The organism is Pseudoalteromonas sp. MIP2626, from assembly GCF_013414205.1.
Taxonomy (GTDB): domain Bacteria; phylum Pseudomonadota; class Gammaproteobacteria; order Enterobacterales; family Alteromonadaceae; genus Pseudoalteromonas; species Pseudoalteromonas nigrifaciens.
Window position 1 is genome coordinate 1 of record NZ_JAATTW010000065.1, and the last position, 16917, is coordinate 16917.

Consider the following 16917-nt stretch of genomic DNA (forward strand, 5'->3'; position numbering starts at 1 on the left):
AAGATACATCTAAGTCAGCTAGTATGGCGAGGAAAAAGAAAATGGCAGGGCTAGACGATGATTACCGCTCAACCCTGTTAGAGTCTGGGATTAAAATGCGCTAGCCGTGGGCAAACTGCCACTAATGCTAAAGTTAGCTGTTAAACGCTCTAGCATCATTTTTATAAATACAGCGCTGGGGCTTAAAATAATTATATAGCCGCATACCAGCCATAATACTTTGGGGTTAGTTAATAGCTTACCTATTGCAGCTATAAAGCTGTTGTTATCTGTTAGCCAAATACTTATCGCAATAATAATGATGATATGTGCAATTTGGTCGAATAAAAAAGGCACTACGCCTTTATTAGAGTACGACTTTGCAATATCAATAAAGTAGTGGCTAATCACGATAATACTGGTGGCAAGAAATACGCTACTCAGTTGTTGCCAGCCAAAGGTATACTCCCAAAGCGTAATAAGTAGTGCGCTAGTCACGCCGTGAACTAATACATGGTAGTAAAGTTTTTTTGCTTTAAAGTGACGGGTGTTTCTGTCGTTTACCCAGCTCATGGGTTGCCAGTAAAAATCGGCGAGTAGGTGGCCAATAATGAGGGCAACGAGTAAGAGTGAAAATGCCATTATTTACTTCCTGCGATTATTTTTTGGATACATTGCTGAGTGTATTTAATAAAACGCTCTATTAGTTGGTAATGCGCTAAATTAAGCAATTTAGTAACATTCTCCCGGCTTGTTTTTAGCTCTTTAGCTACAGCGGCATGGCTGTTGTCGGCTTTAGTTAAGTACACATACAAGGCATTGGCCTGCTTTAGCGTAATTTTAGTGAGTAACACATCTACAAAGGCTAGATTAAGGCTTAAGCTCTCATCGAGTTGTTGCTCTGCAATATTAATAATAAAGCGTTGATTGGCTATTTTATCTAGCCCTTGCCCAGAGAGGGTAAAGGCAGAGCCGGTTGCGGTTTTTATATCGCTGCGCGGATTATCTATTTTCCCTAAAGCCATACTTTGGCGTAGTTCATACCCCGATGCTTTTAAGTGTAAATACACTAAAATAGCGGTTTTAAATAATTGCTCTGGGTTGTTTAACTGTAATTGAAAGGCATCGCCTCGGTATATATTCCAATGAGTGTGCTGTGTGGTAATACTTCTTAGGCTTTGCTCTAGCTGATAAAGCATGGCATCGTACTGCTGCTGAGGAATAGTTTGTGATTTAATAATGTCGCCGCTGATCACACCAATCATATGAGCCTCGAAATAGTTACTTTTTAAAATGTAACCTAAATTGGTTACATGGAGTTAAGTAACCAATTTAGGTTACTTAAATAAAAAATGCAAGGTACACTTATTTTAATAGCACCACGCCATTACTATAAATCCTGATTAGGAAATTAAATGACTTCACAACACGAGCTGCAAAATACCAAACCCCGTGTAGGTATTTTTGTCGATGTACAAAATATTTATTACACTTGCCGTGAAAGTTACGGAAAAAACTTTGATTACAACGCATTTTGGCGAGTTATGGCGCAGCAATATAATATTGAATGTGCGTTTGCTTATGCAATTTACCGAGGGGATGAAAAACAAAGCCAGTTTCAAAATATTTTGCGTGCAATTGGTTTTGAGGTAAAACTTAAGCCATTTATTCAACGCCGCGATGGCAGTGCCAAAGGCGACTGGGATGTGGGTATAACCATTGATATGCTTGAGCATGGTAAAAACCTTGATAAAGTTATTTTACTCTCTGGTGATGGCGACTTTGCTTTATTGTTGGGGCATTTAAAAAGCCAATATAATGTTCCGTGTGATGTATATGGCGCTGATAGGTTAACCGCAGAGGCATTAAAACAAAGTGCTGAGCAATTTCATTTAATCGACAATACATTTTTGCTTTAAATCAAGGTTTACTAAATAGCCAAAAAATAACACTCACATAGGCTATTAGCCCCTGCAACATGAGACTTTTTAATACTGCAGTGTTATATAGCAATTAAGCCTATTTTAGGCTTTTTTTATCGCGCTAATAAATTGGGTTTACTAAAGGGTTATGGTAATTTTAAAACATAACGTGTACCTAAGGATTTAAATGCTTCATTACAGCAACATGCCACTAGACAGAGGCTCAAATTTTCGTAACGACCCAGAGTGGCTTAAAGCGCATATGTCGGCGCAAAGTAAGTGGGTTTTAGTTAAAAATAATCAAACCTTATTTATTAAAGATACCCCAAAAGTTAGTTATTTATCGTATCAACAGGTTGCCCATTTAGATTTAACGAATGCTATTTTTGTTGGCTTAAACAATGCAAAAGATGGGGTGTTTGCTCTTGATGTATCTAAGCTAGATACGAGCATACTTGATCCTTTAATTGACGGCGCACAGTTTGTTGACATACGCCAATACGGCCCTCAAGTAACCATTAAATACGCTTCAATAGCGGCACTTGCACGCGGCTTATGTTATTGGCATGCAACCCATAGTTTTTGTGGACGTTGCGGCAGTAAAAATCATTTAGTAGAAGCCGGGCATTCGCGAGTATGCGAAAACGAAAACTGTAAACACCCTACTTTTCCGCGCACTGATCCTGCAGTAATTATGGTGGTTACTAAAGTGTTTGCCGATGGGGTAGAGCGCTGTTTACTAGGTCGTCAAGCTGCGTGGGCGAGCGGTATGTATTCGTCGTTAGCGGGCTTTGTTGATCCCGGTGAAACACTCGAGCAAGCAGTTGCTCGTGAGGTAAAAGAAGAGGCGGGTATTGAAGTAAATAATGTACGTTATGTTGCATCACAACCTTGGCCGTTTCCTTCATCAATAATGCTGGGCTTTTTTGCCGAAGCGGTTACAGAAGATATTAATGTTGATAAAAACGAACTTGACGATGCTAAGTGGTTTAGTCGTGAAGAGTTACGCCAGTTTGGTAATTGGCATGACGAAGGGGAGCATTTAAAGCTTCCCAGAACAGATTCTATTTCTCGCTATTTAATTGAGTACTGGCTAAATAATAAGGATTAAGCATGACGAGCAAAAGCAATAAAAATACCCAACTTGTTACATCAGGACGTAAAAAAGCCTATACCCACGGTGTAGTTAATCCGGTTGTGCAACGTGCATCAACCATAGTATTTGACTCAGTAGCAGAATTAAAAAAAGCCGCTAAAACATGTGGTGACAAAACCTTATTTTATGGCCGTAGAGGCACAACTACCCACTTTGCGCTGCAAGAGGCGATAACTGAGCTTGAGGGCGGCGAAGGGTGTGTACTTTATCCGTGTGGCGCAGCTGCAATTAGCCAAACTTTGCTGTCGTTTTTAAAAACCGGCGACCATATTTTAATGGTTGATAATGTATACGAACCTACTCGTGATTTTTGCGATAAAATTCTAGCCGGCCTGGGTATTAGCACTACGTATTACCCACCTACTATAGGCGCGGGAATTAAAGACTACATTAAAGCAAACACCAAGGTATTGTTTTTGGAATCGCCGGGCTCTATTACCATGGAAATTCAAGATGTACCGGCTATGGTAAAAGTAGCAAACGAGCACCACATAATGACCATGCTTGATAATACCTATGGCAACGGTTTGCATTATCGTCCGCTTGAGCACGGTGTTGATATTAGTATTCAAGCAGCTACTAAATATATAGTAGGCCATTCTGATGTAATGATGGGCGTGGCTGTTGCTAATAAAAAGTATTGGCTAACTTTGCGCGAAAACTCCTATTTACTCGGGCAATGCACTAGCGCAGACGATGCATATTTAGCACTTAGGGGCTTACGCACTATGGCTGTGCGTTTAAATCAACACGAAAAAGCAGCAATAGAAGTGGCTACATGGCTTGAGCAACATGAGCTTGTTGATCATATTCGCCACCCAGCATTTGCTACTTGCCCGGGGCATGAATTTTTTAAACGTGACTTTGATGGCAGTAATGGTTTGTTCTCAATAGTAATGAAAGCAGGGGATCAGGCTGCCATAGATGCGTTTTTAGATAGCCTACACTATTTTAAAATGGGTTTTTCGTGGGGCGGCTTTGAAAGCTTAGTAACCGCTAATTTAACCATGAAAGGACTGCGTTCGGATACAGGTTGGGATTTAGGGCCCGTTATTCGTTTGCATATAGGCCTTGAAGATGTAGACGATTTAATCAACGACTTAAGCCAAGCACTTGAGGTTTATAAGCAGCATTTATAATTTTTAATGTAATTTATGCTGTTAGATTAAAATGTATTGTTACAAAGCTCACCATTAGTGAGCTTTTTTTTGCTGGTAATTCAAGGTATTTACACTTAGTGTGGATAAATATACTGAAAACAAAAAGTCATTAAGGATAGTCAATGGCAACACCATTACCGATAAACATAGGGCGACTAACGCAAATAGCAGGCTTTGAGCTCGTACGTATGTTTTTAACTAAACGTGGGCTCATTGCATTAGCTGCCTTTGCATTGGTGTGGCTAATAATACTGCGCTACCCGATAGGGCAAGCGGTAGGCATTGTAAGTGCGCCCGATTTTGAACAAATTGCCCGTGACATATCTGGCTCCATAGGTTTAAGTAAATTACTTGATTGGCCTGAGGCCGAATTTGCTATGTATTGGCTGATTGCTTTGTATAGCTTTCCGATATTTAGTGTGTTTATTTGCAGCGACCAAACGGTAGGCGATAGAGAGCGTGGCACACTTCGTTTTTTATCGCTGCGTTCAATACGTTTTGAAATACTCTTTGGCCGTTTTTTAGGGCAATTAGCGGTATTAGCATGCTTGGTAGGTATTACCCTGGTGGCTACGCTCGCTGTGCTGGGGTTTAGAGATCCTAGTTTACTTGCTGGTGGCTTTACCCGCGCACTTTCTATATTTTTAATATTAGTGGTTACTCTGTGCCCATTTGTAGCTCTTATGACGTTGATAAATACCTTTGCTCGCTCATCGCGTTTATCTATAGTGTTGGCAATTTTATATTTTACGGCAGGCGGTATTGTTGTTGGTATTTTGCAGTGGCAAATCCCCGCATTAGGTATGCTTGATTATTTATTTCCGGGTGTACAAATAGAGCTATTAGCTGGACAAAATTTACCATTACTAAGCGCGGTGGCTATTCCACTGATCCAAACAGCGGTATTACTAAGCGTTGCTCAGCGTGTTTTTGCAAGGAGCTCACTATGAGAGCATTAATTACAGGCAGCGGTTTGAGTAAATCGTATGGCGCAAAACTTGCGCTTAATAATGTGAACTTTGAAATAAATAAAGGTGCGCCAGTGGCGCTTGTTGGGCCAAATGGCGCGGGTAAAACCACCTTATTTAGTTTGTTATGCGGCTATATAGCGCCCAGTAAAGGCAGTCTTGAAATATTAGGGCATAAGCCTGGCAGCGCAGCTTTATTTAATAAAGTAAGTGCATTACCGCAAGACGCGCAGCTTGACCCTCGTTTTAATATAGACAAGCAACTTGCCTTTTATGCAAAACTACAGGGTATGGGCGCTAAGCAAAGCCAAACTGAGGCGCTACGTGTACTTGACTTGGTTGGTCTAAAAGAGATTGCAAAGCAGCGTGCAGGGGACTTATCACACGGTATGCGTAAACGTGTAACCATAGCACAGGCGCTTATTGGTGAGCCGCAAATAGTGATGCTTGATGAAGCCACTGCGGGGCTTGATCCTATTCATGCCAGAGAAGTACGCGAGCTGGTTTCTGATTTAAGTGAGCAGGCTACTTTTATTTTAAGCTCGCACGATTTAACCGAGCTGGAGCGACTTTGCTCGCAAGTATTGCATTTAGATAAAGGCGTTTTAAGCGAGCATCAAACCAAAGAAAACAAGTCAGATACACATTTTTATACCCTAATGCTTAATGAAAATTATCAAAATGTAGAGCAACAGTTGCAATCGATTGCAGGTATAAGCCGTGTATATATGAGCCAACATAAAGAGTTTGTAATTGAGTACCAGCCTACAGGTGAACCGCTTGATATTGCATTGCTTAACTTTTGCCATCAGCATAACTGGCAATATAGGCAGCTTGTGAACGGACACACCCTAGAGAATCAAATTTTTAAACAGGAGAAATTATAATGGGATTATTCAGTGGGTTAATGGGTAACGCTAGCGAAGTAGATGATGCCGACTTAGAAAAAGTATTATTAAATACCTTAATAGAAGGCGAACAGGTTGAAAAGGCTTATAAAGTAATACGCGATATGTTTATTTTTACTAACAAGCGATTGATCTTGATAGATAAACAAGGTGTTACTGGTTCTAAAATGGAGATGATCAGTATAGCTTATTCAAAAATAACAAAGTTTAGTAAAGAAAGCGCAGGGCATTTTGATCTAGATGCCGAGCTGAAAATATGGGTTGGCTCAGACTCTACACCTATTAGTAAAGACTTTAAGTCTGGCGATAATATTAATGATGTTTATCGTATTATTAGCCAATATGCACTGTAATACTTAGTTTAGTTAAAGTAGTTGTTAGCATGGTGTTGCAATTACTTTAATCTTACACATACCTACACTTCATTACAATTAACTTAATGAATACAAGTGCTTAGTTAAGTTTTCATTCAGTTTCACAGCGTTAGCATGTCCCTCGATCTCAGCTACCCAGCTAAGACATAAAAAAGTCATATAAATAGGGATTTATCATAATGAAAAAGTTAGCAGTTATTATCTCAAGTATTTTATTATCTAGCGCTGCAACCACTGCAATGGCAGCAGATAGCTATCAGTCAATTAGTAACCTAGGCTTTAAGCATGAAACTAGCAGCAATAACAATACCGTTGCGGTGGATTCTATTTACTATTTATCGCCTAAAAAAACATTAGGCCCGTACGATCAGTTTGAATACATAAATAAACAAAGTAATGTATATGGCAGCTACGCTGACGACGACTCTAGTGACGTAACTTCAGTTGGTGGCGAATACTTTATTAACAACTTTGTGGTAGGTGCATCTTACAGTAACCTTGATACTGGTTCGCACAATGAGTTTTACACGCTTTCAGGTGGTTTCTTTTTTAACCCAAACTTACTGGCTAAAGTAACTTTAGTTGAAAACAAAAACGGTGAAGATTTTGCGTTATTTGATTTAGCTTACAACCACATGCTAAACAGCACTGACTACATTGGTGTAACAGTAACCGCTGATGACGACTTTGATTACCGTGCAGTAGCAGCTAAATACTTTATTGACTTGCAACAAGGTAACTTCTTAACGTTTGAAGGTAAATACGAGAGCATTGATGATGCCCAAAACCAATGGGTAGCAGAAACTAACTACTACTTCTCAAAAGCAACATCTGTATTTGCTAACTACAACAAGCAAGATGCTTACAGCTTTGGTGCTCAGCATTTCATTAATGAAAATGTAGGTATTAAAGTTGGTTACGGTAACAATGCTGATGATTCAGGCAACGATGCTTACTTTGCTAACATGCGTTTTCAGTTTTAATTAAGGCTTATAGTTAATTTACTTAAGAGTAAAAACAAACCCCGCTTAATACTAAGCGGGGTTTTTGTATTTTTAAAGTAAGTAATTGAGTTAAAAATAATAACTAAAGCTATGCAGAAAGTTAAAAGAGGTGATTTTTAAATAAACTAAGCATAACTTACGACTGAAGAATGATTGTATTTAACTTGAGAACGGTCATAATTAAACCACTATTTTCATTCAATGTATCAAGGAATATGCACATGACATTTTTTATTATATTGCTGGTCGTGGTGGTGGTTATATTTGCAGTTAAAAATATTCGCCTCAATTTAATCAGTCGACCTACCTTTAAAATGTTTAAAAAAGTATTACCGCCGTTATCACAAACCGAGCGCGAGGCAATGGAAGCTGGTGATGTTTGGTGGGATGGTGAGTTATTTAGTGGTAACCCAGACTGGCAAAAGCTGCACCGCTTTCCTAAGCCTGAGCTAAGTGATAAAGAAAACGCCTTTATGGATAATCAAGTAGAGACTTTATTGGCTATGCTTGACGATTATCAAATTGTGCAAAAAGATAAAGACTTACCAAAAGATGTTTGGGATTACTTAAAATCGGAAGGTTTTTTTGCATTAATAATTCCTGAAAAATTTGGTGGGCGTGAATTTTCTGCGATTGCAAACTCTACTATAGTGTCAAAAATTGCCACAAAAAGCTTAACAGCAGCTGTTACCGTAATGGTACCTAATAGCTTAGGCCCAGGTGAATTACTGCTACATTACGGTACTACAGAGCAACAAAACCGCTGGTTGCCTACGTTGGCGACTGGTGAAGATGTACCTTGTTTTGCACTAACAGGTCCAGAAGCCGGATCTGATGCAGGAAGCATTCCTGACTCAGGCGTGGTGTGTATGGGGGAGCATAATGGCGAAGAGGTTTTAGGCCTGCGTTTAAATTGGTCAAAACGTTATATTACGCTTGCGCCTGTGGCAACGGTTTTAGGGCTTGCCTTTAAAATGTATGACCCTGATGGTTTATTAGGTGGAGAAAAAGAGCTGGGAATTACCTGTGCGCTTATCCCTACTGATCACCCTGGAGTTGAAACTGGCGAGCGCCATTACCCACTAAATATGGCGTTTATGAATGGCACAACGTACGGTGAAGATGTGTTTATTCCACTGGATTGGATTATAGGCGGGCAGCAAGGCGCTGGACGTGGTTGGCGCATGTTGGTTGAGTGTTTAAGTGCAGGGCGTGGCATTTCATTGCCAGCATTAAGTACAGCAACAGGGCATTTAGCCGCTAAAATGACCTCAGCTTACGCCATGGTGCGCCAACAGTTTGGTGTGTCTATTGGTCAATTTGAAGGTGTACAAGAAGCACTTGCACGTATTGGTGGTTTAACCTATGCGCTTGAGTCGTGTCGTTTAATGACGGCAGGTGCAATTGATTTAAAACTCAGCCCTTCAGTTGTTACCGCTATTGCTAAATACCATATGACTGAAATGGGTCGTACAGTAATGAACGATGCGATGGATATTCATTCAGGTAAAGGCATTCAGGTTGGTCCAAATAACTATTTAGCGCATGGCTATATGGGGATCCCAGTATCGATTACGGTAGAAGGCGCTAATATTTTAACCCGTAATTTAATGATATTTGGCCAAGGTGCCACACGTTGTCATCCGTTTGTATTAAAAGAAATGGAAGCGGCAGCGATGGAAGATGATGACGCTGCATTAGAGCAATTTGATGGTTTATTAATGGACCATATTATGTTTGCCGCGTGCAACGCCAGCATGGCACTTGTGCATGGTTTAACGCGTAGTTGTTTTGCTAAAGCACCGGTAAGTGGCGAAACAGCAGTTTACTATAAGCAACTGACAAGAATGAGCCGTGGCCTTGCCATATGTACAGATGTAGCCATGCTCATGTTAGGCGGAGAACTTAAACGTAAAGAAATGATATCGGCACGTTTAGGTGATGTATTAAGCCATTTGTACTTAGCGTCAACCGTACTAAAACGTTTTGAAGACGAAGGGCGTCAACAAGCCGACTTACCCTTTGTTAAATACGCAATAGAAACGTCATTGTATGAAATTGGCCAAGCATTTGATGGTTTCTTTAAAAACTTCTCAAACCCTGTGGTTAACTTTGTGCTCAAACGTATTGTATTCCCACTCGGTAATCATTATCACAAACCAAGTGATGCCATTGCACAAAGTATTTGTAAACATATGACTCAACCAGGTGTGTTTAGAAACCGTTTAACGCATTTATGTTATGTGGATGAAAACGCGGGTACGGGTGTAATGGAAAGTGCATTTTTAGCAATGCATGATATGCAAACACAATTTAAAGATCTAAAACAATGGCAGCGTAAAGGGAAGGTGCCCGCTACGCTTGATATTGAGGGGGCGATTAATTATGCGCTTGAAAACGATTTATTAAAGCAAACCGATGCCGATGCAATGCATCATGCTAATAAATTAAGAAAGCAAGCCATAGCAGTTGATAACTTTCAACCTGGTGAGCTATAACGCAGTGCTTTAAGTAATAACTAAAACGAAAAAGGCCTTACAAATGTAAGGCCTTTTTGCGTTTAATTCATTTAAGTTAACGAGCGTAAGGATCGGTCACTATTTTATCTATATACCATAGGCCTTTTTTATGACGCATTTTAACGCTGCGCATATCATCAATTTTTTTACCATTTAGAGTGCCGGTGAATATAAGATTAATTTTAGCCGAGTCGCCATATTGCTCCCGTAAGCTCATATTAGACATATCAACTTCTATAACCACTTGATCATATTGCATGTTTAATAAGGTGCGAGAAAATTGCTTAGCAGTACCATATGATTTCATAATGCGGGCAAGGTTTGGGGTTGCTATAGTGCTGGCTTTATGCAGATTTTTTTGATTATAAAGCGCGTCAAAATAAGCCGTTGCAGCATCGCCCGGCGTGCTATTAACTTGGGCAACTTCTTCAGTGCAGCTAATAATAAATAGGCAAAAAGTTAAGCTTAAAAAAGAGGTTAGTTTTTTCATCATCAATATAATTTATTCATTCTTTACAAAGTGTGTGGCTTTATTGCACGGATGTAAAGGGGGGTGAATAAATAAGTAATAAAAAAGGATGCTAAGAGCATCCTTTTTTCAAACAAAATACTTATTGTACGAGCTCTTGTTCACTAAACTCTTCATCAAACATGGGGCTTGATAAATAACGCTCAGTGGCACTTGGTAAAATAACCACTATATTTTTATCTGCATTTTCAGGCTTTTCAGCAATACGTTTCGCCGCAACAACCGCTGCGCCAGATGAAATACCTACTAATATACCTTCTTGTCTCATTAGTAGGTGTGCCATCGCAATAGCATCTTCGTTAGATACTTGCTCTGCACCATCAATCACACTTAAATCTAAGTTACCAGGAATAAAGCCAGCACCAATACCTTGAATTTTATGTGGCCCAGGCTTAATTTCTTCACCTGCTAGCGTTTGGCTAATAACCGGTGAATTTGTTGGCTCAACAGCAATCGATTTTACATTGAGACCTTTTTCGTTTTTAAGGTAGCGACTAACACCAGTGATAGTACCGCCAGTACCAACGCCTGCAACAAAAAAGTCTACTTTACCATCAAGGGCATCATAAATTTCAGGGCCGGTGGTTTCAAAGTGAATTTTAGGGTTTGCCGGGTTTTCGAATTGTTGTAATAAAATATATTTATCGGGAGCGGTTGCTTGAATTTCTTTTGCTTTATCAATTGCACCGTTCATACCTTTTGCGCCATCGGTTAGTACTAGGTTTGCACCTAATGCTTTGAGCAGTTTTCGGCGCTCTAAACTCATAGTATTTGGCATGGTAAGGGTTAGTTTATAACCACGAGATGCTGCCACAAACGCCAGCGCAATACCGGTATTACCAGATGTAGGCTCAATTAGTTCTTTATCTTTCGTTAGCTGCCCTGATTTTTCAGCTTCCCAAATCATTGATGCACCAATACGACATTTTATACTAAAGCTTGGGTTGCGAGATTCAATTTTTGCGTATACGTTGCCACCGGTAACACGGTTAAGTTTTACCAGCGGTGTATTACCAATGCTTAGTGAGTTATCTTCAAAAATAGTAGACATAATGTTCCTTTGGATACAATCCGCTTAACATGTTAGTAGTTTTGCTATTAACTATATAAGCATACTTTACTGTGAGTTTAAAAAATTTAAAGTAAAGTTTGGCTATAACATATATTTATTGGGCTTATAACGAGGATGTGTTTATTTCTCAAGCTTGAATTTACCGTGGTGTGGTTGATTTTTGAGCTATGCAGGGCCTTCTTAATGTGGTTACTGCCCATTAATTGACGCTAACGACGCTTAAAAGATAAATAAACCCTAATTAAATAAAAACTTGGCCTCGTGATCATTACAAGTGTTACTTAAGGAACCTGAGCTCCGGATAATAAATCTATCTCAAGCAGCTATTTTCAGCGCTAATTGCGTTGAATTTACTTGCAATAGGCCAGCTATTGACGCGTAAATTCGCCTTGTTTTCATTGAAAACTTCTGGCTAGAGAAAATAAAATTAAATATAACTATGATTCAATACGTTAGTAAATCTCTTAATCAGAGTTCAGATTAAGTAGAAAAATAAACTTTTGAAAGGCGTGTTATATTTATTTATATTCTAACAATTAATCTATTAAAGACTTAATACTCACCGTATTGTTGCTTATTTGTGCAAATGAACTGCAGTTGAACAGTTTTATGATACAAGCTATGCAAAACATGATAAAAACACAGTATCTAAATTCAAGAAAGCAATCACAATGAAGTTAATCTTAAAATTAATTGCCGGTATTGTGGCCGGTATCTTAGCTGGACTCTATTTACCACTAATAGGCGTTGAACTTTTATATACTGTTAAAGAACTGATTGGACAATTGATCTCCTTTACTATACCGCTGATCATTTTATTTTTTATTGCATCGGGTATTGCTGGACTACCAAAAGGGTCAGGGCACTTATTAGGTAAAACAGTTGGTTTTGCTTATGGCTCTACTGTTATTGCTGGCACACTGGCTTTTTTACTGGTTAGCACAGTAATTCCATTTTTAAGTGGCGGTATTACATTTGAAGCTGAATCAGCGACACAAGTTGGTAGTTTTATTGATTTAGAAATTCCGCCACTAATGGGCGTGATGACTGCATTAATGAGCGCATTTATATTTGGTATTGGCATGAGCCAGCTTGAATTGACTACGCTTAAAACAGTGTCTGATCAGGGGCGTGATATTGTTGATGGCTTATTATCTAAGGTGATAATACCGGCATTACCATTTTATATTGCAGGTGTATTTGCCGAAATGACGGTAGCAGGAACAGTTGTTGATACCCTACAAGCATTTGGCGTAGTACTTATTGCAGCGTTGGTTATGCACTGGTTATGGCTTACTGTTTTATATGTATCTACAGGCTTGTTACTAAAACGCAACCCAATCGAATTAATTAAAAATATGCTACCAGCGTACTTTACCGCTTTGGGCACAATGTCTAGCGCTGCAACAATTCCAGTATCATTACAATCAAGTAAGTCGAATGGCGTAAAAGAAGACGTAGCCAATTTTACGGTTCCGCTTTGTGCGACAATTCATTTATCGGGCTCTACAATTACAATTGTAACCTGTGCAATGGCGGTCATGTTTTTATCACCAAGCATGCAAGCACCTTCATTAATGGGCATGTTGCCATTTATTATGATGTTAGGTGTAGTAATGATTGCCGCACCAGGTGCACCAGGTGGTGCAGTAATGTCGGCACTGGGTTTATTAACAACTATGCTAGGCTTTAATGAAGGCGCAGTAGCTTTAATGATTGCACTATATTTAGCCCAAGACAGTTTTGGTACTGCGTGTAACGTAACCGGTGATGGCGTTATTGCTTTGTGGGTAGATCGCTTTAGCGAAAAAGCATAATAAACTGGGTGTGTTAATCTGTTAATATACATGTATTAACACACCTTAAACGATGAAATAATATCGGTTATTGTTTTATTTTAACTGTGTTACTGTGGCAAATTAATATTATTAAATTGCATTTTATTAGGCTAGTGAGGATGTTCCATTGATTAATGTACTTTTAGTTGATGACCATGAGTTGGTACGAACAGGGATCAGGCGGATTCTTGACGATGTACGAGGCTTTAAAGTTGTTGGAGAAGCTAAAACAGGTGAAGAGGCTGTGCAATTTTGTCGTCAACACTCACCCAATATAGTACTTATGGACATGAATATGCCCGGCATTGGTGGCCTTGAGGCGACGAAAAAGATTTGTCGTTATTGCCCTGATGTAAAAATTATAGTGCTTACTGTTAATTGTGAAGATCCGTATCCTAGCACCGTAATGCAGCTTGGCGCGCATGGCTTTTTAACTAAAGGTGCTGGGTCTGATGAAATGGTACGTGCTATACGCTGTGTGCATGCAGGACAGCGCTATATTGCACCTGAAATTGCACAGCAAATTGCATTAGCACAGGTAAGTGGGCGCACAGATGAAAGTCCATTTCAGAGTTTGTCAGAGCGTGAACTGCAAATAATGCTAATGATCACCAAAGGTGAAAAAGCACAAAGTATAGCTGAGCGTTTAAATTTAAGCTCTAAAACAGTTAATAGCTACCGCTATCGTATGTTTGAAAAACTAAATGTGAGTGGCGATGTAGAGCTGACTCATTTAGCTATTCGCTATAAAATGATTGATATAGACGTATCGTACTAATCATAATTTATGTCTGAATTTGATCACGTCCAGTTTTTAAAAACACTATCGAGTGAGCCCGGGGTTTACCGTATGCTCGATAGTGACAATCAAGTAATTTATGTTGGTAAAGCAAAGCATTTAAAAAAACGGGTGAGTAGTTACTTTAGAAGTAACATCACCGACAGCAAAACCCGTGTTTTAGTCAGTAATATTTGTAATGTTGAAGTAACGCTTACTAATACCGAAACCGAAGCGCTATTACTTGAAAACAATCTGATAAAAAAGTATCAGCCTCGTTACAATATTTTATTACGCGACGATAAATCCTATCCTTATATATTACTTACTAATCATAAACATCCTCGATTAGCGTTTCATCGTGGCAGTCGTAAAGTAAAAGGTGAGTATTTTGGCCCATTTCCAAGTGCGGGGGCGGTATCAGAAAGCTTACGACTGATGCAAAAAATATTTCCCATTCGTCAATGCGAAGATGTTTATTACCGTGCGCGCAGCCGACCATGCTTACAATATCAACTCAAACGATGCTCAGCCCCGTGTGTAAATAAAGTTTCAGATGAAGATTATACTGAGCAAGTTGATTATGTGCGTAAGTTTTTAACGGGTAAATCACATGAGGTAATCGCCGATCTCATTAAAAAAATGGAAGCAGCTAGCCAGCAGCTAAATTTTGAGTTGGCTGCAAAAGTGCGTGACCAAATAATGTTGCTGCGTAAAATGCAGGAACAACAGTCTATTTCGGGTAATTTTGCAGAAATGGATGTTGTAGGCTTTGCACACCTAAATGGTTTAAATGGCATTCACTTATTGATGATCCGCGACCATAAAGTATTGGGCAGTAAAACCTACTTTCCAAAAGTGCCAAAAGACTCAAGTGAACAAGAAATATTGACTTCGTTTTTAGGCCAGTACTATTTAGCGCCGGGGGCAACTGGGCGTATCGCAAAAGAAATCATTTTGCCGTTCGAAATACAAGAAAGCGACGTATTAGGCCAAGCACTTACGCAAATAAGTGAGCGTAAAGTAACTCTTAAAGTAGTTACTCGGGGTGAGCGTGCCCAGTATTTGCAGTTAGCCAATAAAAACGCATTAAATAGTATTACCGTTAAGCAAAGCACCCAAGACTCTATTAATAAACGCTATGCGCAATTAAAAGCTACCCTACGCCTTGATGATATAACCAGAATGGAATGTTTTGATATAAGCCATACTATGGGGGAGAACACGGTTGCTAGCTGTGTGGTATTTGATTCACAAGGACCCAATACTAAAGAGTATAGGCGTTACAACGTGACTGGAATAACCGGTGGAGATGATTATGCTGCCATGGAGTTTGCGCTTAATAAGCGCTACAACAAATTAGTTGATGAAGATAAAATACCCGATGTGATTTTTATAGACGGTGGTAAAGGGCAATTAGGGCGTGCAGAGCAGTATTTTGCTACTTGGCCACATGCAAAAATGCCCTTGTTAGTTGGTGTAGCTAAAGGTACAAGCCGTAAACCCGGCCTCGAAACACTGTTAATAGACGGTGGTCGAAAAACTATTCCAATGGATTCAGATGCACCTGCACTGCATTTAATTCAGCATATACGCGACGAATCACATCGTTTTGCTATTGCGGGGCACCGTAATAAGCGCCAAAAACAACGAACGCAATCATTATTAGAAGAAATAAATGGCGTAGGTGCTAAGCGCCGACAAACATTATTAAAATATTTAGGGGGCATGCAAGGGGTAAAAGCTGCTAATATAGAACAGTTAAAGAAAGTACCGGGGATCAGCCCTGACATGGCTGACAAGATATTTAACCATTTGCATGACAAGGGTTAGCCCTTCATGCGAATATAGCAAAAAAGACATACCCAAGCAGTTATGTGGAATATTCCAAACACACTCACAACCTTTAGACTTTTTCTTATCCCCATTTTTTTGGTGGTATTTTATTTGCCTTATTCATGGGCGCTTTTTGCTGCCGCCTTTATTTTTTGGTTTGCATCAATAACCGACATTCTCGACGGTTATTTAGCACGTAAACTTGAGCAATCAACTCCCTTTGGTGCGTTTTTAGATCCCGTTGCCGATAAAGTTATGGTGTGCGCTGCCTTAGTCGCGTTATCAGAGCATTATCAGTCTATGTATATGACTATCCCGGCACTTATTATAATAAGCCGCGAAATTGTTATCTCTGCACTGCGTGAATGGATGGCAGAACAAGGTAAGCGTGATAACGTAGCTGTATCTAATATGGGTAAAATAAAAACAGCAGCACAAATGTTAGCCATTATCGGTCTAATTTGGCAATACGATGCTTGGATGAATTATTTAAGTTTTGGTTTATTGTATATTGCGACCTTCCTAACATTGAGTTCTATGGTGCAATATTTGGTATCGGCATGGAGTGAATTGACCAAAAATTGATTCTAAACGTCTAATAACGCACCATATTAGATAAAAAATAATCAAACAGTTCGAAAGTGGCATTTTTTGTATTGACGCGTTTAATAATCTCTGTAGAATGCGTCCGTGTTGAGAGGGCATAGCCCCCAAGATAAACTAAATGGTAATTAATCAGTTACTGAATATTTACTGCAATACGTTGCAAGTTGATAGAAAGCTTACTGAATAATATTAAATGCGGCACTAGCTCAGTTGGTAGAGCGCGACCTTGCCAAGGTCGAGGTCACGAGTTCGAGCCTCGTGTGCCGCT

The 16917-nt window shown here is 39.4% G+C and carries 15 protein-coding genes, 1 tRNA gene and 1 pseudogene; 13 read left to right on the forward strand and 4 right to left on the reverse strand.

Going from position 1 to position 16917, the window contains the following annotated elements; all coding sequences use genetic code 11:
- Window positions 1–108: 108 nt before the first annotated feature.
- Together HC000_RS16695 and HC000_RS16700 are read right to left on the reverse strand one after the other, a co-directional pair.
- Window positions 109–621: pseudogene (locus HC000_RS16695) on the reverse strand (DUF3307 domain-containing protein); the annotation flags it as partial.
- A complete protein-coding gene (locus HC000_RS16700) occupies window positions 621–1244 on the reverse strand; it encodes a hypothetical protein (RefSeq protein WP_179808244.1) in 624 nt (207 codons plus the stop codon). The pseudogene HC000_RS16695 and the gene HC000_RS16700, both read right to left, overlap by 1 nt.
- A 150-nt stretch (window positions 1245–1394) precedes the next feature.
- On the opposite strand from HC000_RS16700, the gene HC000_RS16705 reads away from it, so the two are divergent.
- From HC000_RS16705 to HC000_RS16740, 8 genes are all read left to right on the forward strand, one after another.
- Window positions 1395–1898 (forward strand): NYN domain-containing protein, encoded by a 504-nt coding sequence (locus HC000_RS16705; protein WP_086999215.1) that lies wholly within the window; start codon window positions 1395–1397, stop codon window positions 1896–1898.
- A 190-nt stretch (window positions 1899–2088) separates the two neighbouring features.
- Window positions 2089–3012 carry an NAD(+) diphosphatase gene (nudC, locus tag HC000_RS16710; RefSeq protein ID WP_179808245.1) on the forward strand — a complete coding sequence of 308 codons (924 nt, stop codon included), beginning with the start codon at window positions 2089–2091 and terminating at the stop codon, window positions 3010–3012.
- A 2-nt stretch (window positions 3013–3014) separates the two neighbouring features.
- The gene (locus HC000_RS16715; protein WP_179808246.1) at window positions 3015–4196 is read left to right on the forward strand and encodes a cystathionine beta-lyase; all 1182 of its coding nucleotides are present in this window, start codon (window positions 3015–3017) and stop codon (window positions 4194–4196) included.
- A 143-nt stretch (window positions 4197–4339) separates the two neighbouring features.
- On the forward strand, window positions 4340–5167 hold the full coding sequence (locus HC000_RS16720; RefSeq protein ID WP_179808247.1) for an ABC transporter permease subunit: 828 nt from the start codon (window positions 4340–4342) through the stop codon (window positions 5165–5167).
- Complete coding sequence (locus HC000_RS16725) at window positions 5164–6072, forward strand: ABC transporter ATP-binding protein (protein WP_011328589.1); 909 nt, start codon at window positions 5164–5166, stop codon at window positions 6070–6072. Before HC000_RS16720 ends, HC000_RS16725 begins: the two co-directional genes overlap by 4 nt.
- The gene (locus HC000_RS16730) at window positions 6072–6446 is read left to right on the forward strand and encodes a PH domain-containing protein (protein ID WP_011328588.1); all 375 of its coding nucleotides are present in this window, start codon (window positions 6072–6074) and stop codon (window positions 6444–6446) included. Before HC000_RS16725 ends, HC000_RS16730 begins: the two co-directional genes overlap by 1 nt.
- A gap of 200 nt (window positions 6447–6646) precedes the next feature.
- Window positions 6647–7450: a putative porin gene (locus HC000_RS16735; protein WP_179808248.1), complete on the forward strand. Its 804-nt coding sequence runs from the start codon at window positions 6647–6649 to the stop codon at window positions 7448–7450.
- Window positions 7451–7692: 242 nt separating this feature from the next.
- Window positions 7693–9969 carry an acyl-CoA dehydrogenase gene (locus HC000_RS16740; protein WP_011328586.1) on the forward strand — a complete coding sequence of 759 codons (2277 nt, stop codon included), beginning with the start codon at window positions 7693–7695 and terminating at the stop codon, window positions 9967–9969.
- 76 nt (window positions 9970–10045) lie between these two features.
- Here the strand turns inward: HC000_RS16740 and HC000_RS16745 are convergent, their stop codons facing one another.
- Window positions 10046–10480 carry a hypothetical protein gene (locus HC000_RS16745; RefSeq protein ID WP_179808249.1) on the reverse strand — a complete coding sequence of 145 codons (435 nt, stop codon included), beginning with the start codon at window positions 10478–10480 and terminating at the stop codon, window positions 10046–10048.
- A gap of 121 nt (window positions 10481–10601) precedes the next feature.
- Window positions 10602–11570, reverse strand: coding sequence for a cysteine synthase A (gene cysK / locus HC000_RS16750; RefSeq protein ID WP_011328584.1), 969 nt, complete (start codon window positions 11568–11570; stop codon window positions 10602–10604).
- 692 nt (window positions 11571–12262) lie between these two features.
- Here cysK and HC000_RS16755 point away from each other — a divergent pair.
- The 5 genes from HC000_RS16755 to HC000_RS16775 all read left to right on the forward strand — a co-directional run bounded on the left by HC000_RS16755 (window position 12263) and on the right by HC000_RS16775 (window position 16917).
- On the forward strand, window positions 12263–13408 hold the full coding sequence (locus tag HC000_RS16755; RefSeq protein WP_089368517.1) for a dicarboxylate/amino acid:cation symporter: 1146 nt from the start codon (window positions 12263–12265) through the stop codon (window positions 13406–13408).
- Between the two features lie 148 nt (window positions 13409–13556).
- On the forward strand, window positions 13557–14207 hold the full coding sequence (gene uvrY, locus HC000_RS16760; RefSeq protein WP_011328582.1) for a UvrY/SirA/GacA family response regulator transcription factor: 651 nt from the start codon (window positions 13557–13559) through the stop codon (window positions 14205–14207).
- Window positions 14208–14216: 9 nt separating this feature from the next.
- A complete protein-coding gene (gene uvrC, locus HC000_RS16765; RefSeq protein WP_089368515.1) occupies window positions 14217–16040 on the forward strand; it encodes an excinuclease ABC subunit UvrC in 1824 nt (607 codons plus the stop codon).
- A gap of 42 nt (window positions 16041–16082) precedes the next feature.
- Window positions 16083–16628: a CDP-diacylglycerol--glycerol-3-phosphate 3-phosphatidyltransferase gene (pgsA, locus tag HC000_RS16770; protein ID WP_011328580.1), complete on the forward strand. Its 546-nt coding sequence runs from the start codon at window positions 16083–16085 to the stop codon at window positions 16626–16628.
- A 216-nt stretch (window positions 16629–16844) separates the two neighbouring features.
- Window positions 16845–16917: transfer RNA gene (locus tag HC000_RS16775), tRNA-Gly, on the forward strand.